This is a genomic window from Nisaea denitrificans DSM 18348 (assembly GCF_000426505.1).
Taxonomy (GTDB): domain Bacteria; phylum Pseudomonadota; class Alphaproteobacteria; order Thalassobaculales; family Thalassobaculaceae; genus Nisaea; species Nisaea denitrificans.
The window spans coordinates 481179-507192 of the sequence record NZ_AUFM01000011.1; the positions used below are offsets into that span (position 1 = coordinate 481179).

A 26014-nucleotide genomic window follows, 5' to 3' on the forward strand; every position below is an offset into this window, starting at 1 on the left:
CCTGCCGTTTTTTGCCTCGCTATTGCGGGGATACCTTCGGTGTGTGCTGCAGACGAACTCGATAAGCAGCAGAACGCATGGTATTTTCTCGGCGCATCGACCGATCGTTTCGGCAATAAAGAGCAAGACCAGCCGGGCTTCGCTAACGAGCCGGAGCGCCGCAGTCTGGACGATTTCCGGAGTGGCGAGCGCTATCAGTTTTCCCTCCGCTACACAGATTTGGGCGAGCCGACCGGCCAGGTCGGGCTTGGGCGCGGGCCTGACCCTTACGGATCGGGGGATGTTTTGTCGATCTCTCTCAACCATTCCTTCGATCTTGGCGATGAGTGGTTGCTTCGTCCACACGTGGTCGCTGGCTTGGGACTGGCCTATGGCACCGGTCTCGACCGTCAGGACGAGATGTCGCCAGCCCTTGAGCTTGGCTTCGGCGCGACCTACGAGCTATCGGATAGCTGGGACTTCTTCACGGAGTATCGGGCTTTCTATACCCGGACGGCACAGCCCAACCTCAGAGCCGAAGAAGACGATTCCGGCTTCGCCCAGAATTTCATGCTCGGCGCCCGGCTGCGCTTCTGATCTGCGCTATTGCGGCCGAAGTGTGAGAGTCCGGTCGGCGGAGGTTTCCGCCGCACCGAGCCGGCGGTAGCGGCCATTCGCCCAGGCTTCTGCCTGATCGTGATAGAACTCCGAGAACGGATTACCGGACTGGCCGAGGGACAGGCTGAACAGCGAGGCGTCGAGATCCGAGAGATCGTAGACCGCGCGGATACCGGCTCCGTGGACATTATAGAAACTGAAATCCGTCTCAGAAATCCGCACGCTCGGGCTACCGCGGTTCACGGTGAAGTCGCCGCCGTCGGTTGCGATCTGGCTGTCCAGAATCTTGTCGAGGAAGGGCACCCGTGACCAGAGTTGATGCCTGAACCGGGATTCGTGAGCCTTGCCCCAGCGCCAGTCTTCCGGATTAGGCCCGAATTTGGCTGTCAGGCGGGCAATGGCTTCCTGCAGGCTGTCCCGCACAGACACGGTGCATGGCTCGACGATGGTGGAACGGATATCGTCGCACCATTCCGGGGCATTGGTCAGTACGGCGTTGAACATATGCGGATAGGTGCGCCGGTAGTCGCTGATCAGATATCCGAGCTCATCGCCGAAGATCTTACGGTGCAAAAGCGCGGTCCAGAGGGTGTAGACCAGCGGCTCTACGCGGTCTCTGCGCATCTCCCCGTTCCATTGCCGGAGCTTCTCGACCATGTCCCGCTCCAGGTCAGACAATGCCCCTAGCTTGAGATGTTGCAGCAGCAGAGCCCGCGTGTGCGGCACGTCGGGCGAAAAGATATCCATCTGCAAATCGGCCTGCGCTTGTGCCGTGGCGCCGGTGCTTGTCTCCAGCAGCCGTTCCCGGATTCGCTCCGTCCGGAATGGCGCCACGAATTCCCGGCTGAGGGAAAGCCTGGGGTCACGGCGCGGCAAATGGTCGTTTGCCTGAACGACCATATTGCTGTCGGGGTTGCGGATGAGGGGCAGCCGGTCCCTGTCGACCCATCCAATCCAGTCCCCGGAGCCGGTTGCGCCGTCGGCGGGCACGAAGCCGTCCCCCGCTTTTCTCACCGGCATCCGTCCGGCGAGCAGCAGGGCGATAGAGCCGTTCCTGTCCGCCAGGGTGACATTTTGTGGTGGGCTGGAAAAATCGCTCAATGCTTCTATCGCCTCATCGACCGAGCGGGCCCGGTTCAGGAGGAGAAAACTCTCGACGCTATTGTCGCCCGGCTTGAGAGAGGTGGCACCGAGAGCGAGGACCGTCTTTTGGCCGGGTTGTCTGGCGCGGCTCCAGATATCGGAGAGAACAGGGCCGTGCCGCGTCGTCCGGAAAGTTTCGCTGACTTCCCGGTCACCGATGCGGAACCGCTCTTCCCTGATCTCGAATGCCTGACTGCCGTCCGGTGTCAGGTATCGCGCCGGATCGCCCGGATCGACCTGTTCGATGAAGAGGTCCTGGGTGTCTGCAAGCGGTGTCGTAAACCCCCAGGCGATGTGGTCGTTGTGTCCGAGGATCAGAAAGGGGACGCCGGGAACCGTCACGCCCGCGAGCGTACTATCAGGAGTTTCGATCCGGGTGAGATACCACAAATTGGGATTGGTGAGCCTTAGGTGAGGGTCGCTGGCGAGCAGGGGCTTGCCGCTTTTGGTTCTGCTGCCCGAAAGAGCCCACGCATTCGACGCGCCGTCCGGGGCCAACTGGGCAGGCAGAGCGGCCGCGAGTTGGGTTGCCGCGTTGAGCTCTCCCGGAGAGAGGAGGCCTTGTTGCAGGGGCGCCATGTCCGGCTTCCGTCCGTCCGGCCCGTGGAACAGGAAGGCAATCTGGTCGGGGCTGAGTCCGGCCCCGATCATCCGGAGGCGGTCCAGTTCGGAGGACCAGTTGCTGCCGAGCTGGAATGCCATGAGCTGTTGCCAGACCAGGCTATCGGCCGGCTTCCAAGGCTCCGGTTCGTGAAACAGTACGATGAATTCCGGCGGCAGTGCTCCGTCACGGGTCTTCAGGTAAGCATTAACGCCGTCCGCATAACGCTCGAGCGCCAGTCTCAATTCAGGCGATGCCCTGCGGTAGGTTTCCTCCGCACGGCGATAAAGCCCGAGGCCGCGGGTCAGCCGGTCGAATGAGAGGACGTTGTCGCCCGCCGAAGCGGAGAGGTTCCCGACGATTTCCGCGACCCGTCCGGCACCGATCCGGCGCATGGATTCCATTTGCCAGAGCCGGTCCTGGGCATGGACATAACCAAGGGCGAAATAAGCGTCGCCATCCGAGCCTGCCTTGATCAGCGGCACACCGGCGTCGTCCCGGGCAACTGTCACGGGGGCGGTTAGCCCTGCCAGGGTGACGTCTCCCTCGATCTGGGGCACTGAGCCGCTCAGCCAGACGAGCAAGGCTGCACAGCCGAAATTGAAGCCCACAAAGACAAAGAGAAGGCCGAGCGCAAGACGTTTACCCCATCTTAGCATCGGCCTTCTCCCTATCGATTACGCTATGACGCGGTATCAGGTCTTGTTGAAGATGATGGTCTTCTTTTTCGTGAAGTGTTCCAGCATGGCTTCCAGCGTGGCCTCCTTGCCGATGCCGGACTGCTTGACGCCGCCATAGGAAAGACCCGGCTGCACCACCAGGTTCTGGTTCACCTGCACGAAGCCGGCTTGCAGCTTCTCGGTGAAGTTGAGCGCGGCTTTCAGGTCGTTGGTCCAGACCGTGGCGGCGAGGCCATAATCGCTGTCATTGGCGGCAGCGAGCACTTCTTCCTCGTCGGTCCATTTGATGACGCAGGTCACCGGGCCGAAGATTTCCTCGCGGGCCAGCTTGCTGTCGTTCGTCATGCCGAGGAATACGACAGGCTGGACGAACAGGCCGTCCTTGAATTTCTCGTCCGTTGGCATGGCGGAGCATTCGATGGCTTCCGCTCTGGCCTCGCCCTTACCATGATCGATATAGGACTTCACCTTGGCGAACTGCTCCGGCGAGATGATGGTGCCGATATCGGTTTTCTCGTCCAGCGGGTCGCCCATCACCATGGCGTCGACCTGCTCGCGCAGCTTGGCAACGAATTCGTCATGTACGTCGGCATGGACGAACATGCGGCTGGCGGCAGTGCAGCTCTGGCCCTGACGAGTGAAGCGCATGCCGGTGACGGCACCACCGATAGCCTTGTCGATGTCGGCGTCCTTCATGACGATCATCGGGCTCTTGCCGCCGAGCTCCAGGGTTACCGGGATCAGCTTGTCGGCAGCCGTCTTGTAGACGATCTTGCCGGTCTCGACGGAACCGGTGAAGGTGATCTTGCCGACCTTCGGATGGGCAACCAGCGGGGCGCCGCATTCCGGGCCGTAACCGGACAGCATGTTGAAGCAGCCGGCAGGCAGCACGGAGGCCAGGATCTGGCAGACGCGCAGGACAGTCAGCGGCGCTTCCTCGGCGGATTTCACCACCACGGTGTTGCCGGCGACCAGTGCCGGGGCGATCTTCAGTGCCATCAGCAGCAGCGGGACGTTCCACGGAATGATCGCGCCGACGACACCGACGGGCTCGCGCACGGTGATGGTCAGCATGTCCGGATGGTGCGGAACGGTCTCGCCCTTCAGCTCAGACGCGAGGCCGGCATGGAACAGGAAGGCATCGGCGAGGATCGAGGCCTCGACCCGGCTTTCTGTGCGCAGCGCCTTGCCGGTCTCGAGCGCGATCAGGCGGCCAAGCTCCTCGACATGGTCCATCAGGACTTCGCCGCATTTATGGATCAGCGCGCCCCGGTCGCGGGCCCGCATCTTGCCCCATTCCTTCTGTGCGGCGGCTGCATCTTCCACCGCCGCGTTCACGTCGGCCTCGTCGCCCTCGGCGCCATAGCCGATGACGGTGCCGGTGGCCGGATCAATGACCTCGAAGCTGTTGCCGGAGGAGGCCGGGACCAGTTTGCCGCCGATCAGGTGACGGCCGGACAGAGCCTTCGCCAGCGCGTAGGGATCGGTGTTCGGGGTGAGGGCCGGCTCGCTCGAGAAGTCGAGTTCCGTGCGCATCAGATTCATAGTCCAAGCTCCTTGAGAATACGGTCGCGGTCCTGGTCGAGGTTCGGTGACGGAACGCGTGTCTTGGGGTCGTCGAAAGCAGTCAGTTTGATCGGGTTGCCGACGACTTTCATCGCGCCAGTGACCGGATCGTCGACATCCACGATCATGTTGCGGGCAGCGGCCTGCGGATGCTCCGCCGCCTGGCCGACATCGTTGATTGGCCCGTTCGGCACGCCGGCTTCATCCAGAATGCCGCCCCAATGGGCAGTCGTGTTTGTTTTCAGAATCGCCTCGATTTCGACCTTCAGATAGGCCTGATGCTGGGCCCGGAGATCGTTCGTCAGATAGCGGTCGTCTGTCTTCCAGCCGGGCTTGCCGAGACCGTCTGCCATCTTGTGGAACAGGGAATCGTTGCCGGCGGCGATGATGATGTAGCCGTCCAGGGTCTCGAACGCTTCGAAGGGTGTGATCGAGGGATGGCGGGCGCCGAGCGGACCTGGCGCGGAGCCGGTGACGAAATACCGCATGATGGCGTTTTCCAGCAGGGCGAGCTGGCAGTCGAACATGGAGATGTCGACCTTGGTTGCCTCGCCGGTGCTGGACCGGTGGACGAGGGCGGACATGGCGCCGATCGCGGCATAGAGGCCGGAGCCGATATCGCCGATAGAGGTGCCGATCCGGGTCGGCGGCGCACCCTCATGGCCGGTGATGCTCATGATGCCGCCCATACCCTGCACGACCATGTCATAGGCCGGTCGGTACATGTCCGGGCCGGAATGGCCGAAGCCGGAGGCGGAGACATAGATCAGCTTCGGGAACTTCTCGTGCAGCCGCTCCCAGCCGAAGCCGAGCTTCTCCATGGTGCCGGGCCGGAAGTTCTCGACGATGATGTCGGCCTTCTCCAGCAGCTTGTCGAGGATCGCCTTGTCGCCTTCGTCCTTCAGGTTCAGCGCAATGCTTTCCTTGCCCCGGTTGACGGACTGGAAATAGGCCGACTTGCCGTTGATGAACGGCCCGTAATGCCGCGCGTCGTCGCCGGTTTCAGGCGTTTCCACCTTGATCACCCGGGCGCCGAGTTCCGCCATCATCATGGTGCAATAGGGCCCCGCGAGAATCCGCGAGAGATCCACTACCGTCACCCCGGAAAGGGGGCCTCCTGACGCTGCCATGCGCTGTGTCCTTTATGAATTAACTCAGAGATCTGGAGGCGAATTAGTAAGGGATTGAAAAGGTCACGGCAAGCCGGGCTCCGGCAAGAATGCTATCCCCAATAGCGACCGGTCGCGCCGACGATTATCGTGACCCATCCCAGGCCGAGATTAGTACCAACAATCAGCCGGATCCGGTTGAGCCGTGCTCCGGCTGTCGGGAAATCCTCGGCATCCACCGCACGGCGGAACTTGAGCCATTCGGCGAAATAGAGATGGCCGAACAGGCCCATCATCAGGAAGCCGGTCAGGTTCATGATGTGGATATGCATCCCGGCACCCGCAAAGCCGCCGAACTCCATGAAGATCATCCAGTAGCCGCTACCGAGCAGCAACACGATCTCAATGATGACGTAACGGAAGAAGCGGGCGAAGACGGCGCGCCACAGGCGGAGCCGGTCCGGTGCCGCCTCCAGCGTCCCCATGGATGGGCGCAGGACCGAATAGGCGAAGAACATGCCGCCGACCCAGATCACCGCCGAGACGATGTGGATGGCGAGGGCGATAATCATTGTGAAGGGCATATCTCTCTCCTGCTCTCTCTCGTGGAGAGCCTTGGGTCAGGGTGTTTCGCGCTGATAGAGGATGAAAGGCGTCTTGGTGGCGATCCGATCATAGGCTGAGCGGCCGCGATAGTTGAATTCCTGGGTCAGCCATCGGACCATCGACCAGCCCTTGTCCAGGGCCATCGCGTCCATTGCCTTGAACAAAGCCTCGAACACGCCTTGGCCGCGCGCGTCCGGATCGACGAACAGATCGTCGAGGAAACCGCATTCGGCGCCGGAAAGCGGGCGCGGCATGGCGCGGATATGGGCGAGGCCAATCGCCTTGCCGTTTGCGTCCTCGGCGATCAGGCAGGTCAGCACATGGGCCGGATCGTTAAGCCAGCCCCAGACCGTGTCCGCGATTTCATCTGTCATCGGCACCTTGTAGAAAGCCGCATAGCCGTCATAGAGCCGGCGCCAGTCCGTCTTGTGCCGTTCCGCCACGGGAACCACGCGGGGTGTGTCGCGTTCCACTGTCAGGTCTCCCAATACAATGATTTGCGGACCTTATCAGTATCGCCGGCACGGGCAAGTGGGCTGCGTACTTGACGCATCACTGCCCGGAGGGAATATGTCGGCAGGGACAGAACGGCATCGTAGCGATACGGGGACAGGACGGAGCATGAGACCAGATCAGGGCAGTTTTCCCTTCACCGACGACCACGGCACCGTCTGGCTTGCTTTTACAGACTGGGGCAACCGGTCGCTGCAGCGGACCATGATCTGCGCTCACGGGCTGACCCGCCAGGGCCGGGATTTCGACGCTCTTGCCCGGGTGGTTGGCAAGGATATCCGTTGCATCGAGACGGATGTCGCCGGGCGCGGGCGCAGTGGCTGGCTGAACAATAAGGACGGCTACAATTTCGAGACTTATCTGCGCCATGCGGACGCATTGCTGGACTATCGCGGTTTGCAGGAGGTCGAGTGGCTCGGGACCTCGATGGGCGGCATCATCGGAATGCTGCTGGCCTCTCGTGAGGGGACGCCGATCAAGCGGCTGATTCTGAATGATGTGGGACCGTTCATCCCGAAGGCGGCACTGGAGCGGATTGGCTCCTATGTTGCCGATCCGCCTGCATTCGCCAATCTGAACGAGGCCGGGGCTTATCTGCGCGAGACGCTGGCCGATTTCGGCGATCTCAGCGATGCCGACTGGTCGGAAATGACCCAGCACAGCGTTATCAGGGAGCCCGACGGGACGTACAGGATGCATTACGACCCGGCGATCGGGGATGCGTTCGAGGGACCGATAGACGATGTCGATCTCTGGGCGGTCTACGACATGATCAAATGCCCGACCCTTGTGCTTCGGGGTGCCAATTCCGACTTGTTGCCTCGGGACGTCGCCGAGGAAATGACGGAGCGGGGCCCAAAGGCGGATCTGATCGAGTTCGAGGGCTGCGGCCACGCGCCGGCGCTGATGAACGAGGCCCAGATCGGCGCCGTGCATGAATGGCTCATGCAGTTCGAGCCGGTCGAGGAAGAGGAAGACGAGGATATGGCTGCCAACGCGCCTGTTAACGACGCCGACGGGAAGCAGAGTGACGCTTCCTGACATTCCGTCCTACCCGCCGTTTCAACCGCGCTTCCCATGGGTTGGCGGACATCCGCAAACGCTTCGGAGTTTTCTGTTCGGCGGACGGCCCACTATCCCGTCTGCGCGGTCGGAGAGGATCGTGTTTCCGATGGAGGACGGCACAGGGGATCGCTTGTCAGGAATGCTGCAGCATCCGGCCAAACCGTTGCCGGGAGCGCCGCTTATTGTCATTATCCATGGGCTCACCGGCTGCGAGGACAGCTATCTGGTGCGCGACGCGGCCCGGTATTTTGTCGCGGCGGGGTTGTCTGTCCTGCGGCTCAATCTGCGCGGAGCGGGACCTACTCGAGGCGATTGCACGCAATCCTATCATGCCGGCCGGACCGGAGATCTGGATGCCGTGCTGTCACAGTTGCGCGAAAGCGGCACGGCTGACCGTTTCGTGCTCTACGGCGCCTCACTCGGCGCCAACATGATGCTGAAATATCTCGGCGAAGAAGAGCGCCCGCATGTGGTGGGCGCCGTCTCCGTTTCCGCGCCGATCGATCTCGCCCGCTCGTCCGAACGCATCATCCAGCCACGTAACCGGCTCTACCATCGCTGGCTCCTGAAAAGCATGAAGCGCGAGGCGCTGGCGACCCCGGGCCTATCAGTCACCGAAAGCAATGCTGTCGCGAATGTGCGCACCATCTTCGAATTCGATGAGCGTCATGTTGCGGCCCGGAACGGGTTTGACGGTGCGCGGAACTATTACACGCAGAGTTCCGCCAGGCAGTACCTGAAGGGCATCACGACCCCGACCCTGATCATCCACGCCCTCAACGACCCCTGGATACCGGGTGCAAGCTATCTCGATTTCGACTGGGCGGGATCACCGCGCCTGACGCCGCTCCTGCCGCTCGATGGCGGACATGTCGGTTTCCATGACGGCGCCGGAAGCTGGCATCTCCGGATGGCGGAGCGGTTTCTCGAAGAGAAGGGTATTATGTGAGCGTCGGTCGGCGGACACAAAAAGCGGTTCCAGTGACCGGGGATGGTAAGCTCATCGTTGACGACCTTGTTTCCGGTCGTTGGCGGCAAGCGGTTGAACACATCAATTGGTGTGCACTGGAAGCGCGTCGAAAACAGGCTCAGCGGAGCGTGGTTTCACGAGCGACGCTTCTGGCTCTTCTGTTACCAGTCATGTTCTTCGTCGGGACGCTGGTGATTGTACTGGGCCCGAAGATCGCGCTGAAAATCTCAGTTTTCGGATTCGTCACAAAATTCAAATCTTGGTTCACTTTTCACTTTGTGAAGTTGTTGCCGATACTCAAACACAAGGCTGTCTCGGGAACGATCATAAGTGGCCTATTCGGGGGGATTGTCGGCTTCACTACTATGAAGTCGCGTGCATACGCGTTGCACTTTGCAAAAATAGTTGTTTTCCCGCTCCTGCATTCGATTGACGGGCTTTCACGCCTCGATGTGCGTTCGTTGCGGCAGGATGCCGAGGGCGACCTTTTAGCCTTAATCGAGCGATCCGGGTTCACGCTAACTGGAGAGACGGCATACGCAGATGAACGGCACGGCCTTACAGTTCTTGAGCCGGAATACCTTGCTCATATTTTGCCCGTGCGATTTGAAAAATATGATTATTCGAACCGGCGCAGTGTGCGGACTTTTAGCGGGTCGGTCCTAGTCTTACGTGTCGCCGAGCGGGTTCACCTTGACGAGCGTGTTCAGTTTCTTGAGCGGGCTGTCGCTCGGACGTCTTGGGGACGGCCACCCTCACATAGAGGAAACGGCCGAGGGAAGCGCGTCTGGCACGCTTCGGGCTCTCATTGTGTCTTGTTGCTATCAGATCAGCGTGAGTTCGCAAGGGCGCGCGTTGCTCGTGCCGTCAACCACCCTCCGCTTTCTGTTCTGGAAAGCATCGTTTCCGACCTAGTGGAAACAGTTGGGCTCTGTCGTGCCGCCACTGAAATGTGGCGTCAAAAAATGGCGCCTCGGCAGCCAGGCTAAGCCTATCACCCGGCTTTCAAACGCTGCGCCACCTCGACCGCGAAATAGGTCAGCACCCCATCCGCGCCCGCGCGTTTGAAGCCAAGCAGGCTTTCCACCATGGCCCGTTCCCGGTCGATCCAGCCGTTCAGGCCGGCGGCCGAGATCATCGCGTATTCGCCGCTCACCTGATAGGCGTAGGTCGGCATGGAGAAGGTGTCCTTCACCCGGCGCACGATGTCGAGATAGGGCATGCCCGGCTTGACCATGACCATGTCCGCGCCTTCTGCAATGTCGAGGGCGACTTCGCGCAAGGCCTCATCCGTATTTGCCGAATCCATCTGATAGGTCGACTTGCTGGCCTTGCCGAGGGTGCCGGACGAGCCGACAGCATCCCGGAACGGGCCATAGAAGGCGGACGCGTATTTGGCCGAATAGGCCATGATCTGCACATTGTCGAAGCCGTGCGCATCAAGAGCTTTGCGGATCACGCCGATACGGCCGTCCATCATGTCTGACGGCGCGACGATGTCGCAGCCTGCGCGAGCCTGAGCCAGGGCCTGGCGGCACAGGATTTCGACGCTCTCGTCATTCAGAATACGGTCGCCTTCAAGCACGCCGTCATGACCGTGGCTGGTATAGGGGTCGAGCGCCACGTCGCACATCACGCCGATATCGGGCTCGGACGCCTTGATCGCACGTACGGCCTCACACACGAGATTGTCGTCCCGTTCGGAATAACTGCCGGTTTCGTCCTTAAGCTCCGGTTCAGTGAACGGAAAGAGCGCGACCGCCGGAATGCCGAGATCCCGCGCCTTGCCGACAATCTCCGGCAGCCGGTCGACGGAATAGCGAAACACACCGGGCATCGATTCGACCGGCTCTTCCAGGCCATGGCCAACACGGACGAAAACCGGCCAGATCAGATCGTCGACGGACAGTCGGTTTTCCGCCACAAGCCGACGCGACCAGTCGGTCTGCCGGTTACGACGCATGCGGATCGACGGGAATCCTGAACCGGTGTTCAGCGTATTGTCGGTCGCGGACAGGTGCGGGGCGGATCCGTTCAGGGGCATTTTCTTGAGCCTTGTTCGTTAACCAGCAGGCGTTTCTCTCGCAACGGATGGTAAAGCGGAGAGAGGCCGGTGAAAAGGCACCGGTTGTCGCACGGGCCGTTGCAGGTGACCGGGATGCCAAAAGTGGAACTGGCGCAAGCATTGAACACCGGCAGGGTGCCGCCTATGATCCGCCGCCCGAACGCGTGCTGTCTAGAACACGGCCGGCCATGGAGGAATTGTAGATGGATTTCCAGCTGAACGAGGAACAGCGCGCCATTCAGGATATGGCCCGCGCTTTCACGGCAGAGCATTTTACCCCGAACGCCGCGCGCTGGGACGAGGAAGAGATCTTTCCGGTCGAGGAGATTCGCAAGGCGGCGGAACTTGGGCTGGCCGGGATCTATGTTGGCGAGGAGCATGGCGGCTCCGGCCTGAGTAGGCTCGATGCGGCGATCATTTTTGAAGAACTTTCCGCCGGGTGCCCTTCGACTGCGGCCTATATCTCCATCCACAACATGGTCTCCTGGATGATCGACCGATTCGGCTCGGACGAGGTCCGGGCGCGGTTCCTGCCGAAGCTGACCTCTATGGAACAGATGGCGAGCTACTGTCTGACCGAGCCCGGGGCAGGGTCGGACGCGGCGTCGCTGAAAACCCGGGCCACGCCGGAAGGCAACAGCACCTTCCGGATGACCGGCGCCAAGGCCTTCATTTCGGGCGGTCCGACCAGCGATCTCTACGCCGTCATGGCCCGCACCGGCGGCGAGGGGGCCGGCGGTGTGTCCTGCCTGCTGGTCGAGCGCGGTACGGACGGGCTGTCCTACGGCAAGAAGGAACGCAAGATGGGCTGGCACAGCCAGCACACCTCCATGGTGAATTTCGAAGACTGCCCGGTGCCGCGGGACAATCTCGTCGGTAACGAGGGCGATGGCTTCAAGATCGCCATGGCCGGGCTTGACGGTGGCCGCATCAATATCGCCGCCTGCTCCCTCGGCGGTGCCCGCGCGGCGTTGGAAGCGGCGCTGTCTTACGCCGCTGACCGGGCCCAGTTCGGCAAGAAGCTCAATGAATTCCAGGCCATTCAGTTCAAGCTTGCGGACATGGCGACGGAACTGGATGCGGCCCGGCTGCTGGTGCACCGGGCGGCGGACAGTCTGGACCGGAAGACCCCGGATGCGACCAAGCACTGCGCCATGGCGAAACGCTTGGCGACGGATCTCTGCTCGCGGATCTGTAACGAGGCGCTGCAGATTCACGGCGGATACGGTTATCTTGGTGACTTCCCGCTCGAACGGCTGGTCCGCGACCTGCGTGTCCACCAGATCCTCGAAGGCACCAACGAAATCATGCGCGTGATCATTGCGCGCAAACTCCTCACGGAATGGAATCAATGACTGACGACGTTCGTTTTGAAATCCAGGGCTCCATCGGCTGCATTACCCTGGATCGCCAGCGTGCCCTGAATTCACTGACGCTGGAAATGATCCGGGCCATGCAGGTCCAGCTTGATGCCTGGGCCGAAGACCCGAATGTCGGGGCTGTCCTGATCGAGGGCGCCGGAGAAAAGTCCTTCTGCGCCGGTGGAGACGTCGTCGCCGTGCGACGCTCTCGGCTGGAAGAGGGCGAGACAGGCAAGCCGACCCAGCTGATGCTGGACTTTTTCGGTGAGGAATATCGTCTGAATCGCTCGATCTCCGACTACCCCAAACCATATATCGCGCTGCTTGATGGCGTGACCATGGGCGGCGGTGTCGGCATCTCGGTGCACGGCACTTTCCAGATCGCGACTGAACGCACGCTCTTCGCCATGCCGGAAACCGGCATTGGCCTGTTCCCGGATGTTGGCGGCGGCTGGTTCCTGCCGCGTTGCCCGGGCGAGCTCGGGACTTATCTGGCGCTTACCGGTGCGCCAGTGAAGGCGGCGGATTGCCTTTACATCAAGGCGGCCACGCATTTTGTGCCCAGCGACAGGCTGCCGGCGTTGCGGGCGGAACTGTTGGCGCTCGACCTCAAGGGGGACGCGGCGGGCCGGATCTCGGTTCTGTTGTCCGAACATGCGGCTTCCGGCGGCGATGCGCCGCTGGCGGAGCGCCGTGCGCTGATTGACAAGGCGTTCGCCCATGACCGGGTAGAGGACATCATAGCGGCTTTGAAGGCGGTTGGTGGCGACTTTGGTGAAGAGACCGCAGCCTTGCTTGAGCATCGCTCTCCGACCAGCCTCAAGGTGACGCTCGAGATGCTGCGCCGGGGCGCCCGATGTGCCAGCCTTGCCGAGGATCTGGAGATGGAGTTCACCATGGTTCAGAGCTTCTTGGTCGCCGAGGATTTCTTTGAGGGTGTGCGGGCGCTTCTGGTCGACAAGGACCGGGCGCCAAAATGGTCGCCGTCAACACTGGAGGCGGTTACGCCGGAGGCGGTTGCGGCCTATTTCGCGCCTGACGGCAAGATCGGGCTCTGATTTCAAGAAAACAATAGGGACGAGGGAGCTAACACATGACCACCATCGCATTTATCGGGCTTGGCAATATGGGCCTGCCGATGGCCAAGAATCTGCTCGGCGCGGGCCATGCAGTGCGCGGTTTTGACCTCTCTTCAGAGAGTCTGGAAAAGCTGACAGCTGCTGGCGGAACCGCTGCAGCAAGCGCCGCCGAAGCGGTGAGCGGCGCCGAAGTGGTGGTCACCATGTTGCCGGCGGGCAAACATGTCCGGGCGGTTTATGAGGAAAGTGTGTTCCCGAACGCGGCTCCGGGGACGTTCTTCATCGATTGTTCGACCATCGACGTCGATACCTCGCGTGCTGTCGCGGCAGACGCGGCGGCCAAAGGCTTTCCGATGCTGGATGCGCCGGTTTCCGGCGGGACGGGCGGGGCTGAAGCCGGCACGCTGACTTTCATGGTCGGCGGCGACGATGCGGCGTTCGAGCGTGCCAGCCCATTCCTCAAAGTTATGGGCGCGACGATTGTCCATGCTGGCGGCAGCGGAAGCGGTCAGGCCGCAAAGATTTGTAACAACATGGTGCTCGGCATTTCCATGATTGCCGTATCCGAAGCTTTCGCCCTTGCGGACAAGCTCGGCCTTGATCGTCAGAAGCTCTTCGATATCAGCTCGAAGTCTTCCGGACAGTGCTGGGCGATGACCAGTTATTGCCCTGTTCCGGGTCCGGTTCCGACGTCTCCGGCGAATCGGGAGTACCAGGCTGGCTTCAGCGCAGCCATGATGTTGAAGGATCTCGACCTGGCGCAACAGGCCGCGGAATCTGCCAAAGCCACAACCCCTATGGGGAAAAAGGCGGCGGAATTCTACGGAAACTTCGTCTCAGAGGGTAATGGCGCACTCGATTTCTCTGCTGTCTTCAAGAAACTTCGCGGCAATTAGGTTGCGTGTTACGTCTTTTTGACGCTACAAGAACGAGCACTATTGTATCGAATTCATACCTAATATTGGAGTTCGGAGGCTTATGTCGGGCGTGACGACACCGGACCGGAATACGGCGGACCCTTCCGCGATCAAAAACGAGTACTTGGAAGCGATCAAACTGATCGAGCGTCTTCACAGGCAATTTCTTGAAGTTGTGAAGATGGAGCTCGACCGGAAGGGGATCGAAGACATCAACAACATCCAAGCCTTGATATTGTTCAATATCGGGGACGAGGAACTGACGGTCGGGGAGCTTACGAACCGGGGTTATTATCTCGGCTCGAACGTTTCCTACAACGTCCGCAAAATGGTTGAGAACGGTTATCTCGCGCAGGAGCGATCCGCGCATGACCGACGCTCGATCAGGGTGAAACTCTCCGATAAGGGGCTGGAACTCTGCGGCTTTGTTACCGAAATGTTTGATCGTCATGCTGCAGCTCTCGGAGAAACCGGCGGAAGTCCCGAACGGTTGACTGAGTCGAGCACGGTTTACCGTGAGCTCGAGCGCTTCTGGATGGGGCTTCTCAATTTCGGCATCCGAGGCGGTATGCCGCCAGGTTGATGCCAGGGCAGTTCAGGCATCCCCGGAATGTCGACAAAACAAACGAACACGCGGCCGGCTTTCCGGCCGCGTTTTCGTTTGGACAGCCGAAAAGCCTTTCCATAGAGTGTCGCGGCGCTTTGCCGCCCTGTTGTGCCGCCACGTGCGGTCAGGGATAAGACTTCCAGACCACAGAGGATTCCATGCGTCTTTCCGCTTATTTTCTGCCCACGCTGCGCGAAAATCCTAAGGAGGCGCAGATCGTCTCCCACCGCCTGATGCTGCGCGCGGGGATGATTCAGCAGGCCAGTGCCGGGATTTATTCCTGGCTTCCGCTCGGCCACAAGGTCTTGCGCAAGATCGAGCAGATCGTTCGCGAGGAACAGGACGCGGCCGGTGCTCAGGAAGTCCTGATGCCGACCATCCAGTCTGCGGATCTCTGGCGCGAAAGCGGCCGGTACGACGATTACGGCAAGGAAATGCTGCGGATCGAGGACCGGCACGGGCGCGACATGCTCTACGGGCCGACCAACGAGGAACTGATCACCGACATCTTCCGGACCCATGTGCGCAGCTACAAGGCGCTGCCGCTGATGCTCTATCACATCCAGTGGAAGTTCCGGGACGAGGTGCGCCCCCGGTTTGGCGTGATGCGCGGACGTGAATTCCTGATGAAGGATAATTACTCCTTTGACACGACCTATGAAGGCGCAGTCGATTCCTACAACAAGATGTTCGTCGCCTACCTGAAGACCTATGCCCGCATGGGACTTAGCGCGATTCCGATGAAAGCCGATACCGGCCCGATCGGTGGTGATCTCTCGCATGAATTCATCGTCCTTGCCGATACGGGCGAAAGCGGTGTGTTCTACGATCAAGCTTGGGAGAAGCAGGATTTCGCCAACATGACCGTGGATTACGCGGACATGGACGCAGTGACCGGTATCGTCGAGCGCTATACGTCACTCTATGCCGCGACTGACGAGAAGCACGTTCCGGGCGAGGCACCGGTGCCCGAGGAAAACCTGAAGGAACGCCGGGGTATCGAGGTCGGCCAGATCTTCTATTTCGGCACCAAGTACTCGGAACCGCTGGGGGCTACGGTCTCGGCGCCGGAAGGCGGGGACGTGCCGGTGCATATGGGCTCCTATGGAGTCGGGGTATCCCGGCTGGTCGGTGCGATCATCGAAGCGAGCCACGACGACAAGGGCATCATCTGGCCGGAGCAGGTCGCTCCCTTCACGGTTGGCATAGCCAATCTGAAAACCGATGACGAGGGATGCACAACGGTCTGCGAGGACCTATATGCCAAGCTCGCGGCGGCTGGTATCGAGACGTTGATCGATGATCGGGACGAGCGTCCTGGCGCGAAGATGGCCAATCTCGATCTTATCGGCGTGCCGTGGCAGATCCTTGTCGGACCGCGCGGGCTGAAGTCCGGTGTGGTCGAGGTGAAGAACCGCAAGAGCGGCGAGGTCGAGGAAATGACACCGGAAGCTGTCCTGAACAGATTTGCTTCCTGAATGGGTCCGGTTCTAAGGGGTTCTTAATGTTCGGCATTTTTGAGCGCATGGTCGCCATGCGGTATCTGCGCTCCCGCCGCCAGGAAGGCTTTATCTCCGTCATCGCGGGTTTTTCCCTGCTCGGTATCGGCCTTGGGGTGGCGACCCTGATCATCGTCATGTCGGTGATGAACGGCTTCCGGGCAGAGCTGGTCGGTCGGATTCTCGGTCTCAACGGCCATATGTCGGTCTACAGCAAGGGCGCACCGATCCAGGGGTTCGACGATCTCGCGGTCAGGATCGGCGAAATACCGGGCGTGCTGACGGTCACACCGCAGCTCGAGGGCCAAGTCATGGCGATGGCGAACGGCATCGCCTCTGGCGCTCTGGTGCGCGGTCTCCGGGCCAGTGCACTGCTCAGCCGGCAGATCGTTCCCGACAATATCATTGCCGGATCGCTGGAGGAATTCAGTGGCAAGAGCGGCGTGATCATGGGCGCCCGGCTGGCGCGTCGTCTCCGGGTTGGGGTGGGTGACAAGATCACGCTGATATCGCCCAGCACGACGACAACGGTGATCGGCAGCGTGCCGCGGATGCGCGCCTTCACGGTCGCGGCCCTGTTCAATGTCGGCATGTATGAATACGACAACACCTTCATCTATATGCCGCTGAAGGCCGCGCAGACCTTCTTCAAGAGTGGCGATGCCGTGAACGCGGTTGAGGTGATGGTAAGCGATCCACAACAGGTTGACGCTGTCCGGCTGCCACTCCGCAAGGTGATTGGTGCAGAAAATTACTCACTCGACTGGAAACAGCAAAATTCCAGCTTTTTCAATGCGCTGGAAGTCGAACGGAACGTCATGTTCCTGATCCTGACGCTGATAATTTTGGTCGCCGCTTTCAACATCATCTCCTCGATGATCATGCTGGTGAAGGACAAGGGGCGGGATATCGCTATCCTGCGCACCATGGGGGCATCCAAGGGCATGGTGATGCGGATTTTCTTCATGTCCGGGGCCAGCATCGGTGTGATCGGAACGATTGGCGGAACCATCCTCGGGCTGGTTTTCTGCGACAATATCGAAACCATCCGGCAAGCCCTGCAGAGTCTGACAGGAACCGAACTGTTCTCGGCGGAGATCTATTTTCTGTCGAAGCTTCCGGCCGAAGTCGACGCCCTCGAAGTGATTACCGTGGTTTCCATGGCGCTGTTCCTGTCCTTCGCCGCGACAATCTATCCGGCCTGGCGCGCGTCTCGGCTCGATCCGGTGGAGGCGCTTCGCTATGAGTGATGCGGGGCCGGACGGGCAAAAGATGTCGGAGATCGAGCGCATTGCGCGCGGCGGTGCGACAAGCGATGCCGTACTCGAGCTGCGCGGCGTTTCCCGCAGCTTCAAGGAGGCAGGAGGAACCCTCACGGTTCTGCGCGATATCGATCTCAGTCTCAAGGCAGGCGAGGTGACGGCGCTGGTCGGTCCGTCGGGTGCGGGCAAATCGACGCTGCTGCATATCGCAGGCCTGCTGGAGCCGCCGAGCACCGGGGAAGTCATCTTCCAGGGTGAGTATTGCAGCCAGGCAAGCGAAGCCGAGCGCACACGGATCCGTCGCGACGGTATCGGCTTCGTCTATCAGTTCCATCACTTGCTGCCGGAATTCTCGGCGCTTGAGAATGTGATGATGCCGCAACTGATCTCTGGCCTGTCGAAAAGTGAGGCGCGGGACCGTGCCCGGCAATTGCTTGAGCTGGTCGGTCTGGAAAATCGCGAAACCCACCGTCCGGCGAAACTGTCGGGTGGTGAGCAGCAGCGGGTCGCCATCGTCCGCTCCATTGCGAATGTACCGGCTGTACTCTTGGCCGACGAGCCTACGGGTAACCTCGATCCGCATACCGCAGAAGAGGTTTTCAAGCAGCTCCGCCGGATCATTTCGGCGACGGGAATCGCAGCTCTGATCGCCACACACAACCTTGAGATCGCCCGCTCCATGGACCGGATCGTGGAATTGCGGGACGGTACTCTAAAATCAATTAAGTAAGTAATATCAGTTTTTTATGAGTGAAAATCAGGTGTTCGTCTGTTGTTCATGCTGACGCTCCCGCAGCGCTGTGAAACAATCGCAGACCTGCTGTTAAGAGGGCCGCATGTCTCACGCTGATTTTGTCCATCTCCGCGTCCATTCCGCCTATTCGCTCGCCGAAGGTGCGATCAAGGGCAAGGAGCTGGTTTCGCTCGCCACCAAGAACGCGATGCCGGCGGTGGCGATGACCGACAGCGGGAATCTGTTCGGCGCGCTCGAATTCGCGGTGACAGCTTCCGGCGCGGGTGTGCAGCCCATTGTTGGTGCGCAGATCGCCATCCGTCGACCAGATACGGAGCCGCGCAGCGGTCTCAAGGTTGTCGGCGGCACGGCCCACACTCCGAACCAGACCGATCAGATCGTGCTGATTGCCCAAACCGATTCTGGCTATCGCAATCTGATGGATTTGATCAGCCGGTCCTTCACCAAGACCGACCCGGGCGAGTCCCCACAGATACCGTTCGAGGATCTGGAAGGACGGAGTGACGGTTTGATCGCACTGACCGGCGGGCCGGAAGGGAAGGTCGGACGGCTTTTGCTGGATAACCGCGCGGAAGAGGCGGAAACCGCGCTGCTGGATCTGAAAGCGCTGTTCGGTGATCGGCTGTATGTCGAAATCCAGCGTCATTTCACCGATCCTGAAAGACGCACCGAAGCGCCTTTCCTCGACCTCGCCTACAAGCACGACATCCCGCTTGTCGCTACCAACGAATGCATGTTTGCGACCGAAGCCATGTATGAGGCGCATGACGCGCTGCTGTGCATTGCCGGGCGCACGGTGATCGGCAATCCGAACCGCCGCCGCGTTACGCCGCACCATCGGTTCAAAAGTGCCGAGGAGATGCGGGAGCTGTTCTCCGATCTGCCGGAGGCCGCCGACAACACGCTGGTGATCGCCCGGCGGTGCAGCTTCATGCCAGAGAAGCTGGCGCCGATCCTGCCGCCTTTCGATACGGTCGGGGGCCGTAACGAGGCGGAGGAGCTGAAAGCACAGTCCGAAGAGGGCCTGAAAAAGCGTCTGGAAGCCCATGTCTTTACCGAAGGCATGGACGAGGCCGCTCGGGCCGAAGCGGCAAAACCCTATCATGAGCGGCTTGAGTTCGAGCTCGGCATCATCGAGCAGATGGGATTTCCCGGCTACTTCCTGATCGTTGCCGACTTCATCCGGTGGGCCAAGGACCGAACCATTCCGGTCGGGCCGGGCCGTGGTTCCGGTGCTGGCTCTCTGGTGGCGTATTCGCTGGATATTACTGACCTTGATCCGTTGCGCTGGGGATTGCTGTTCGAACGTTTCCTCAATCCGGAACGTGTCTCGATGCCTGACTTTGATATCGATTTTTGTCAGGACCGTCGTGGCGAGGTGATCGAGTATGTGCAGCAGCGTTATGGCCGGGACAAAGTCGCCCAGATCATAACCTTCGGTAAACTGCAGGCCCGCGCTGCCTTGCGCGATGTCGGCCGGGTGCTGGAAATGCCGTACGGTCAGGTCGACCGGATCTGCAAACTGGTCCCGAACAACCCAGCCAACCCGGTTACGCTTGCCGAGGCGCTGGATGTCGAGCCGGAGCTCCGCCGTCAGCAAAAAGAGGACGAAGAGGTTGGCGAGCTGATCCGGATCAGCCTGCAGCTTGAAGGATTGTATCGGAACGCCTCGACTCACGCTGCAGGTGTGGTGATCGGCGACCGGCCGCTGCATGAGCTGGTTGCGCTCTATCAGGACCCGAACTCGGACATGCCGGCGACCCAGTTCAACATGAAATGGGTGGAACAAGCAGGCCTGGTGAAATTCGATTTTCTTGGCCTGAAAACGCTCTCGGTCTTGCAGAATGCGGTCGATTTGCTGAAGCGTCGGGATATCAATATCGACCTCTCGCAGGTTCCGCTGGATGACAGGCCGACATACGAGATGCTGGGGCGGGCGGAGTCGACCGGCGTGTTCCAGCTTGAAAGTACCGGCATGCGGGACGTGCTGCGCCGGATGAAACCTGACCGTTTCGAGGATATCATCGCGCTCGTCGCCCTATACCGTCCGGGCCCGATGGCGAACATTCCGAAATATATCGCCTGCAAGCACGGAGAAGAGCAGCCGGATTACATGCACCCGGTGCTGGAGCCGGTGCTGAAGGAAACCTTCGGCATCATGATCTACCAGGAGCAGGTGCAGCAGGCGGCCCAGAGGCTTTCAGGATACACGCTCGGCGGCGCCGACCTTCTGCGTCGCGCCATGGGTAAGAAGATCAAGGAAGAGATGGACGCCCAGCGCGAGACTTTCGTGAAGGGGGCCGTCGAGCAGAAGGTGAAGGCCGAGAAGGCGTCGGAAATTTTCGACCAGATCGCCGCTTTCGCCGGTTACGGCTTCAACAAGAGTCACGCAGCAGCCTATGCGCTGGTCGCCTATCACACGGCCTATCTCAAGGCGAATTACCCGGTCGAGTTCCTGGCTGCGTCCATGACCTACGACATGAACAATACGGACAAGCTGAATGTCTTCCGGCAGGAAATTCAGCGCCTCGGTATCGATCTGCTCGGCCCGGACATCAACAAATCCTTCGTCGATTTCGTGCCGGAAATCGGCCCGAACGGCGAGCTTGCGATCCGCTATGCGCTGACGGCCATCAAGAATGTCGGCGAGGGCGCCATGGAGGCGCTGATCAAGGAGCGCACGGAAAACGGCCCCTACAAGTCGATCAACGAGTTCGCAAGCCGGATCGACGGCTCGGTGGTGAACAAACGGCTGATGGAAAACCTGGTTCGGGCAGGCGGTTTCGATTGTCTGACAATGAACCGGGGGCAGCTGTTTGAAAGCGTTGAGAAAATCATGCGCCATGCCAATGCGGCGGCGGCGGAACGCAGCTCGGACCAGGTCAGTATGTTCGGCGGTTCCGGGGGAGAGTCCGAGCCGGATATCGCGCTGGCGGACCGGCTCGACTGGCCGGCGATGGAGCGTCTGAAGGAAGAGTTCGACGCCATCGGCTTCTACCTCTCGGCGCATCCGCTCGATGCTTACGGTGCATCGCTGGAGCGGCTTGGCGTTGTCCGTTCAGACCAGATTGTCGCGACTGTGAAAGCGAAGGGCAATTCGGCCCGGATCATTCTCGCCGGGATCGTTGTCGGCTCCCGCGTGCGCACGTCGAGCCGGGGCAACCGGTATGCCTTCGTCCAGCTCACCGATCAGGCGGGCGTCACCGAAGTCACGGTCTTTTCCGAGGTTCTTGCGGTCAATCGTGACTTGCTGGAAGCGGGTCAGTCATTGCTGGTCAAAGCCGATGCGAAGATCGAGGACGAGGGCATCCGCCTTACCGTCTCCCGTATCGAGGCGCTGGACAAGGCGGTCTCCGGGACGGCGGCGGGCCTCAAGATCTATCTGCGGGACAAGGACCCGATCCCGCATATCTGCGAGATGATCTCCAAGGAAAAGCCGGGGCGGGGTAAGGTCAAGCTGGTGGTCGACACGGATAACGAGGAGGTCGAAGTGGCACTTGCCAGGACTTATACGATTTCTCCCAATTTCCGGGCGGCGATCAAGTCACTGCCGGGCATCGTTGACGCCCGGGATATCTGATCCGGAGCGACACCATGTTTGATGCGCTTGTTCAGAAGGTGCTGTTTCTGGTTGGTGGGGCCGTGGTGACTTTTTGCGCCGGGTACGGGCTCTATTCTCTATGGGAAGAGAACACTATGTCTGGTCGCTGTTTCTCGGCGGAACGCAGGATTGAGCAGCACAGGTTCGGCATCGACCTGCAGAATCTGATGAACCTCGCGGACCAGCAGGCCAACAGGAAACGGACGGTCGAGCTGTGTTTCGTTGAGGACGGTGCCTGTTATCCGGGATATGCGCGTGATTTGCAGGATTTCTGCAATTCACAAATGACGTCCGGGGGGTAGGCATCGGAGGTCGAGAGTCCTAGGCTGCTTTTCCCGTCTCTGACACCCACCGCCTCCGGACCGGTATTTCATGAGCAAGAAACGTATCGCGATTTGCGGTTTCAATCTTGAATCCAATCGCTTCGCCCCGACCTGTTCCCGCCCCGATTTCGAAGAAAACATGTGGTTCAAGGGAGCGGATATCGACCGCCAGGCGCGGGCCGAGCATCCCTCGATCCATCTCGGGATCTGCGGGTTTTACGACATCATGGACGATAAATTCGGTGGTCCCGCCGGATGGGAGCCGGTGCCGGCCCTGGTGATCGGCTCATGTCCGGCTGGGCCGGTCGAGGAAGCGTTCTTCAACGAATTTCTGGCCGAGCTGAAAGCGGAATTGGAAGCTGGTGGCAAGGTGGATGGCGTTTATATCTGCGAGCATGGCGGCGCCTGCGCGACCCACACCCATGATCCGGACGGAGAGGTGTTTAAACTGGTGCGTGATGTCGTCGGGCCGGACGTGCCGGTGATCGCGACGCTGGACCTGCATGCCAACGTCTCCGAGGAGATGATGGAAGCGACCGATCTGATGATCGGCTACATCACCAACCCGCATGTCGATCTCTATGAGCGGGGCTGCGAGGCGGCAAAAGCCATGCTGGAGATGTTCGACGGGGTCGAGACGGCTTCCTATCGCGTCCGGCTGCCGCTGGTGGCGCCGTCCGTCACCCAACTGACGGCAGAAGGGCACCCTTATGGTGATCTGATTCGGCTTGGGCAGACCAAGCTCGATGCCAGTGTGATGAACGTGACCTGCCTTTCCGGCTTCGCCTTCTGCGACACGCCGAAGAACGGCATGACGGTGATCGTCACCACCCGGGGAGACGCTACGGACGCCAAGCGCGTGGCGACCGATCTGGCCGACGCAGCCTGGAAGGACAAGGGGCGCTACGTGCCGAAGATGATGTCGCTGGAAGACGCGACTGCATTGGGGAAAGCGGTCAGCGCGGATGCCTCCCGCGAGCCGATCCTGTTCGCGGACCCGGCGGACAATCCCGGCGGCGGCGGGCGCGGAAACACGACTTACATTCTGAAGTCATTCCTCAATGCCGGGGTGACCGGCTGCACCTTCGCGGTGTTCTTCGACCCGGCGGCGGTCCGGGCTGCCAAGGCTGCCGGTATAGGGGCGACGATCGACGTCACGCTGAACAGCGAGGAAGACAACAGCTTCTCCGACAAGCTCGACGTGACCGCCGAGGTGCTGCATCTCTCCGACGGAGTTTTTGTAGGCAATTACGGCATGGTCGAGGGCAAGACGACGGACCTCGGGGACACCGCAGTGTTGCAGGTCGGCGGGATAAAGATCGTCTGCATCACGAAGCGGACCCAGTGCCTGTCACCGGATTATCTCACCGCGTTCGGAATTGATGCCGCCGCTGAGCGCTGCATTGTGGTCAAGTCGCGCGGGCATTTCCGCGCCGGTTACGCCCACATGTTCCCACCGGAGCGGGTCGTGGAAGTGGACGTGCCTGGGCTGACCTCGCCGAACCTCGCCAATTTCGACTGGAAATATGTTCAGCGGCCTTTCTTCCCCGTCGATGGGGATGCCGCCACCTGGGACCGGAGCCAAGCATGAGTAGAGAGACCTGGAACGCCGTCGACGATTATTTTACGGCGGAACTGGTGCCCGAGCAGGCGGGCTTCCAGAAAGCGCTGGATGCGAGCGATGCCTCAAATCTGCCAGCCATCAGCGTCTCGGCCAATCAGGGCAAGTTCCTGCACCTGATTGCCCGGATGATCGGGGCGAAGAAGGTGCTCGAAGTGGGCACGCTCGGCGGCTACAGCACGCTCTGGTTCGCCAGCGCGCTTCCGGTCGATGGCAAGGTGGTGACGCTGGAATTCGAGCCCTTGCATGCCGAAGTGGCGCGCGCCAACTTTCGGGATGCCGGGTATCAGGACATGATCGAGGTGCGCGTCGGCGCGGCGCTCGATAGTCTGCCGGGTGTCGAGGCGGATGGCGTCGGGCCGTTCGATCTCGTCTTCATCGATGCCGACAAGAAGAACAATCCCGGTTATTTCGAATGGGCCCTGAAACTGGTCCGTCCGGGTGGCGTGATCCTGGTCGATAATGTGGTCCGGGGCGGGCAGGTGCTGGAAGCTGCGACAAGCGACCTGGATGTCCAGGGCGTGCGCAAGGTGATCGCGATGATCAAGGCCGATCCCCGGGTGGATGCGACGGCGCTGCAGATCGTCGGCTCGAAAGGCTATGACGGGCTGGCGATTTGCCTTGTGAAACCGTGATCCGGATGGGCTTGCGATCCATGCTTACATTGGCCAGCATGACCTCTGCATACTGAGAGGGAGGAGCTGCGATGGAACGGGATTTTACCGCGCGCGGCCATCATGACATGGGCGGCCTTCCGGCTGGCGAGATCAACCGGGACGAACATGATTACGCGCTTTGGGAAAAGCGCGTCGATGCCTTGATGATGATCTGCACGAACCGGCTGAAGCTGATGACGGTGGATCAGTTGCGCAAAGGCATCGAGGCCTTGCCGCCAAGTGCCTATGACGACATGACCTATTACGAGCGCTGGATCTCTTCCGTGACCAACACCCTGCTGGAGCGGGGCGTGTTCACCGCGGACGAGCTTGGCGCCAAGATGGAAGAAGTGCGGGCGCGCTATCCGGATGGCGTCATGCCGGAAGGCAGTGCCGGAGGAGGCTGCTGATGGCACGCTTCGCGGTCGGCGACCGGGTCCGGGTCCACAAGCAGTTCCCGCCGACCCCGCCGAGCCATATCCGCACGCCGTATTATGTGCGCGGGCATGCCGGTGTTGTGGAGCGGATCTGCGGCGCTTTCCGCAATCCTGAGGAACTGGCTTTCGGACGTGATGGCGCGCCTGAAATACCGCTCTACCGGGTGCGCTTCCGTCAGAAGGACCTCTGGTCGGATTACGAAGGCCATGAGGACGATAAAATCGACATCGAGATCTTCGAGTTCTGGCTCGACCAGGCCGAGGGATCTGAAGGAGAAACGGCATGAGCACCGGGCATGACGATCAGGGCCACGATCACGGACATCATCATCACCACGATCATGACCACGACCACCTGCATCCCTACGATCCGGAACATCATCATCCGCACAGGGCCGATCAGGACGACAGCATGACCTATTACCGCCTGATGGAAGAGGCGGTGCGAGAGCTGATGATCGACAAGGGCCTGGTGACGGCGGACGATATCCGCGCCGAGATCGAGGCGATGGATGCCCGCAGTCCGGCCAACGGGGCGCTTGTTGTCGCCCGGGCCTGGACGGACCCGGAATTCAAGAAGCGGCTGATCGCGAGCCCGAAAGAGGCGATCGCCGAGGTCGGGCACGATATAGGCCCGATGAAGTTGATCGTGCTGGAGAATACGCCGGAGGTGCACAATGTCGTCGTTTGCACACTGTGCTCCTGTTATCCGCGCTGGATCCTCGGTATCCCGCCGGACTGGTACAAGAGCCGCTCGTACCGCTCCCGCGTTGTGCGTGAACCGCGTGCCGTGCTCCGTGAATTCGGCACGGAGATCGCGGATAACCGCGAGGTTCGGGTCCACGACAGCACGGCGGACATGCGTTATTTCGTGCTCCCGATGCGTCCCGCTGGGACGGACGGCATGAGCGAGGAAGCGCTTGCCGCCCTTGTGCATCGGGATTCGATGATCGGGGTGACGGAAGTAACTGTCTGATCCCCT

Annotated in this window: 24 protein-coding genes; 18 read left to right on the forward strand and 6 right to left on the reverse strand. The window is 60.7% G+C overall.

Annotation, left to right across the window (positions count from 1 at the left end; all coding sequences use genetic code 11):
* Window positions 1-39: 39 nt before the first annotated feature.
* Window positions 40-576: an outer membrane protein gene (locus K328_RS0103070; protein ID WP_028464713.1), complete on the forward strand. Its 537-nt coding sequence runs from the start codon at window positions 40-42 to the stop codon at window positions 574-576.
* Between the two features lie 6 nt (window positions 577-582).
* On the opposite strand, the gene K328_RS22340 is transcribed toward K328_RS0103070, so the two are convergent.
* The 5 genes from K328_RS22340 to K328_RS0103095 all read right to left on the reverse strand — a co-directional run bounded on the left by K328_RS22340 (window position 583) and on the right by K328_RS0103095 (window position 6775).
* A complete protein-coding gene (locus K328_RS22340; RefSeq protein WP_051284384.1) occupies window positions 583-3000 on the reverse strand; it encodes a penicillin acylase family protein in 2418 nt (805 codons plus the stop codon).
* Window positions 3001-3036: 36 nt separating this feature from the next.
* Window positions 3037-4566 (reverse strand): aldehyde dehydrogenase family protein, encoded by a 1530-nt coding sequence (locus tag K328_RS0103080; RefSeq protein WP_028464714.1) that lies wholly within the window; start codon window positions 4564-4566, stop codon window positions 3037-3039.
* The gene (locus tag K328_RS0103085) at window positions 4563-5717 is read right to left on the reverse strand and encodes a CaiB/BaiF CoA transferase family protein (protein WP_028464715.1); all 1155 of its coding nucleotides are present in this window, start codon (window positions 5715-5717) and stop codon (window positions 4563-4565) included. The genes K328_RS0103080 and K328_RS0103085 overlap by 4 nt, the downstream gene beginning before the upstream one ends.
* Window positions 5718-5809: 92 nt before the next feature.
* Window positions 5810-6280 (reverse strand): CopD family protein, encoded by a 471-nt coding sequence (locus K328_RS0103090; RefSeq protein WP_205620575.1) that lies wholly within the window; start codon window positions 6278-6280, stop codon window positions 5810-5812.
* A gap of 36 nt (window positions 6281-6316) precedes the next feature.
* Window positions 6317-6775, reverse strand: a complete 459-nt coding sequence (locus K328_RS0103095) for a GNAT family N-acetyltransferase (protein WP_156901158.1) — start codon at window positions 6773-6775, stop codon at window positions 6317-6319.
* A gap of 148 nt (window positions 6776-6923) precedes the next feature.
* On the opposite strand from K328_RS0103095, the gene K328_RS0103100 reads away from it, so the two are divergent.
* From K328_RS0103100 to K328_RS0103110, 3 genes are all read left to right on the forward strand, one after another.
* Complete coding sequence (locus K328_RS0103100; protein WP_028464718.1) at window positions 6924-7856, forward strand: alpha/beta fold hydrolase; 933 nt, start codon at window positions 6924-6926, stop codon at window positions 7854-7856.
* A 130-nt stretch (window positions 7857-7986) separates the two neighbouring features.
* On the forward strand, window positions 7987-8829 hold the full coding sequence (locus K328_RS0103105) for a YheT family hydrolase (RefSeq protein WP_051284386.1): 843 nt from the start codon (window positions 7987-7989) through the stop codon (window positions 8827-8829).
* Window positions 8826-9839 (forward strand): hypothetical protein, encoded by a 1014-nt coding sequence (locus K328_RS0103110; protein ID WP_156901159.1) that lies wholly within the window; start codon window positions 8826-8828, stop codon window positions 9837-9839. Before K328_RS0103105 ends, K328_RS0103110 begins: the two co-directional genes overlap by 4 nt.
* A 5-nt stretch (window positions 9840-9844) precedes the next feature.
* Here K328_RS0103110 and hemB read toward each other — a convergent pair whose 3' ends face one another.
* On the reverse strand, window positions 9845-10894 hold the full coding sequence (gene hemB / locus K328_RS0103115; RefSeq protein ID WP_245577381.1) for a porphobilinogen synthase: 1050 nt from the start codon (window positions 10892-10894) through the stop codon (window positions 9845-9847).
* Window positions 10895-11118: 224 nt separating this feature from the next.
* Between hemB and K328_RS0103120 the strand changes: the two genes are divergently transcribed.
* The 14 genes from K328_RS0103120 to nthA all read left to right on the forward strand — a co-directional run bounded on the left by K328_RS0103120 (window position 11119) and on the right by nthA (window position 26008).
* A complete protein-coding gene (locus tag K328_RS0103120; RefSeq protein ID WP_028464722.1) occupies window positions 11119-12270 on the forward strand; it encodes an acyl-CoA dehydrogenase family protein in 1152 nt (383 codons plus the stop codon).
* Window positions 12267-13334 (forward strand): enoyl-CoA hydratase/isomerase family protein, encoded by a 1068-nt coding sequence (locus K328_RS0103125; protein WP_036553088.1) that lies wholly within the window; start codon window positions 12267-12269, stop codon window positions 13332-13334. Before K328_RS0103120 ends, K328_RS0103125 begins: the two co-directional genes overlap by 4 nt.
* 35 nt (window positions 13335-13369) lie before the next feature.
* Window positions 13370-14251, forward strand: a complete 882-nt coding sequence (mmsB, locus tag K328_RS0103130; protein ID WP_028464724.1) for a 3-hydroxyisobutyrate dehydrogenase — start codon at window positions 13370-13372, stop codon at window positions 14249-14251.
* 82 nt (window positions 14252-14333) lie between these two features.
* Entirely contained in the window at window positions 14334-14855 is a 522-nt protein-coding gene (locus tag K328_RS0103135) for a MarR family winged helix-turn-helix transcriptional regulator (RefSeq protein WP_323795849.1), read from the forward strand.
* Between the two features lie 182 nt (window positions 14856-15037).
* Window positions 15038-16357, forward strand: a complete 1320-nt coding sequence (gene proS, locus K328_RS0103140) for a proline--tRNA ligase (RefSeq protein ID WP_028464726.1) — start codon at window positions 15038-15040, stop codon at window positions 16355-16357.
* 26 nt (window positions 16358-16383) lie between these two features.
* A complete protein-coding gene (locus tag K328_RS0103145; RefSeq protein ID WP_028464727.1) occupies window positions 16384-17628 on the forward strand; it encodes a lipoprotein-releasing ABC transporter permease subunit in 1245 nt (414 codons plus the stop codon).
* Window positions 17621-18370, forward strand: coding sequence for an ABC transporter ATP-binding protein (locus tag K328_RS0103150; protein WP_084608064.1), 750 nt, complete (start codon window positions 17621-17623; stop codon window positions 18368-18370). The genes K328_RS0103145 and K328_RS0103150 overlap by 8 nt, the downstream gene beginning before the upstream one ends.
* A gap of 106 nt (window positions 18371-18476) precedes the next feature.
* On the forward strand, window positions 18477-21974 hold the full coding sequence (gene dnaE, locus K328_RS0103155; protein WP_028464729.1) for a DNA polymerase III subunit alpha: 3498 nt from the start codon (window positions 18477-18479) through the stop codon (window positions 21972-21974).
* Window positions 21975-21988: 14 nt separating this feature from the next.
* A complete protein-coding gene (locus tag K328_RS0103160) occupies window positions 21989-22297 on the forward strand; it encodes a hypothetical protein (protein ID WP_028464730.1) in 309 nt (102 codons plus the stop codon).
* A 70-nt stretch (window positions 22298-22367) separates the two neighbouring features.
* Window positions 22368-23909 carry a M81 family metallopeptidase gene (locus tag K328_RS0103165; RefSeq protein ID WP_028464731.1) on the forward strand — a complete coding sequence of 514 codons (1542 nt, stop codon included), beginning with the start codon at window positions 22368-22370 and terminating at the stop codon, window positions 23907-23909.
* Window positions 23906-24574, forward strand: a complete 669-nt coding sequence (locus K328_RS0103170) for an O-methyltransferase (RefSeq protein ID WP_028464732.1) — start codon at window positions 23906-23908, stop codon at window positions 24572-24574. Before K328_RS0103165 ends, K328_RS0103170 begins: the two co-directional genes overlap by 4 nt.
* A gap of 71 nt (window positions 24575-24645) precedes the next feature.
* The gene (locus tag K328_RS27065; RefSeq protein WP_028464733.1) at window positions 24646-25005 is read left to right on the forward strand and encodes an SH3-like domain-containing protein; all 360 of its coding nucleotides are present in this window, start codon (window positions 24646-24648) and stop codon (window positions 25003-25005) included.
* Window positions 25005-25319, forward strand: a complete 315-nt coding sequence (locus K328_RS27070; protein ID WP_028464734.1) for an SH3-like domain-containing protein — start codon at window positions 25005-25007, stop codon at window positions 25317-25319. Before K328_RS27065 ends, K328_RS27070 begins: the two co-directional genes overlap by 1 nt.
* Window positions 25316-26008 carry a nitrile hydratase subunit alpha gene (nthA, locus tag K328_RS0103185; RefSeq protein ID WP_028464735.1) on the forward strand — a complete coding sequence of 231 codons (693 nt, stop codon included), beginning with the start codon at window positions 25316-25318 and terminating at the stop codon, window positions 26006-26008. Before K328_RS27070 ends, nthA begins: the two co-directional genes overlap by 4 nt.
* The last annotated feature ends 6 nt before the right edge of the window (window positions 26009-26014 follow it).

Coding starts and splice junctions, on each gene's coding strand:
- K328_RS0103125 (WP_036553088.1), top strand. CDS start 12,267: ATGACTGACGACGTTCGTTTTGAAATCCAGGGCTCCATCGGCTGCATT.
- K328_RS0103080 (WP_028464714.1), bottom strand. CDS start 4,566: ATGAATCTGATGCGCACGGAACTCGACTTCTCGAGCGAGCCGGCCCTC.
- nthA (WP_028464735.1), top strand. CDS start 25,316: ATGAGCACCGGGCATGACGATCAGGGCCACGATCACGGACATCATCAT.
- mmsB (WP_028464724.1), top strand. CDS start 13,370: ATGACCACCATCGCATTTATCGGGCTTGGCAATATGGGCCTGCCGATG.
- K328_RS22340 (WP_051284384.1), bottom strand. CDS start 3,000: ATGCTAAGATGGGGTAAACGTCTTGCGCTCGGCCTTCTCTTTGTCTTT.
- K328_RS0103160 (WP_028464730.1), top strand. CDS start 21,989: ATGTTTGATGCGCTTGTTCAGAAGGTGCTGTTTCTGGTTGGTGGGGCC.
- dnaE (WP_028464729.1), top strand. CDS start 18,477: ATGTCTCACGCTGATTTTGTCCATCTCCGCGTCCATTCCGCCTATTCG.
- K328_RS0103105 (WP_051284386.1), top strand. CDS start 7,987: ATGGAGGACGGCACAGGGGATCGCTTGTCAGGAATGCTGCAGCATCCG.
- K328_RS0103170 (WP_028464732.1), top strand. CDS start 23,906: ATGAGTAGAGAGACCTGGAACGCCGTCGACGATTATTTTACGGCGGAA.
- K328_RS0103135 (WP_323795849.1), top strand. CDS start 14,334: ATGTCGGGCGTGACGACACCGGACCGGAATACGGCGGACCCTTCCGCG.
- hemB (WP_245577381.1), bottom strand. CDS start 10,894: ATGCCCCTGAACGGATCCGCCCCGCACCTGTCCGCGACCGACAATACG.
- K328_RS0103100 (WP_028464718.1), top strand. CDS start 6,924: ATGAGACCAGATCAGGGCAGTTTTCCCTTCACCGACGACCACGGCACC.
- K328_RS0103150 (WP_084608064.1), top strand. CDS start 17,621: ATGAGTGATGCGGGGCCGGACGGGCAAAAGATGTCGGAGATCGAGCGC.
- K328_RS0103085 (WP_028464715.1), bottom strand. CDS start 5,717: ATGGCAGCGTCAGGAGGCCCCCTTTCCGGGGTGACGGTAGTGGATCTC.
- proS (WP_028464726.1), top strand. CDS start 15,038: ATGCGTCTTTCCGCTTATTTTCTGCCCACGCTGCGCGAAAATCCTAAG.
- K328_RS0103090 (WP_205620575.1), bottom strand. CDS start 6,280: ATGCCCTTCACAATGATTATCGCCCTCGCCATCCACATCGTCTCGGCG.
- K328_RS27070 (WP_028464734.1), top strand. CDS start 25,005: ATGGCACGCTTCGCGGTCGGCGACCGGGTCCGGGTCCACAAGCAGTTC.
- K328_RS27065 (WP_028464733.1), top strand. CDS start 24,646: ATGGAACGGGATTTTACCGCGCGCGGCCATCATGACATGGGCGGCCTT.
- K328_RS0103145 (WP_028464727.1), top strand. CDS start 16,384: ATGTTCGGCATTTTTGAGCGCATGGTCGCCATGCGGTATCTGCGCTCC.
- K328_RS0103120 (WP_028464722.1), top strand. CDS start 11,119: ATGGATTTCCAGCTGAACGAGGAACAGCGCGCCATTCAGGATATGGCC.
- K328_RS0103165 (WP_028464731.1), top strand. CDS start 22,368: ATGAGCAAGAAACGTATCGCGATTTGCGGTTTCAATCTTGAATCCAAT.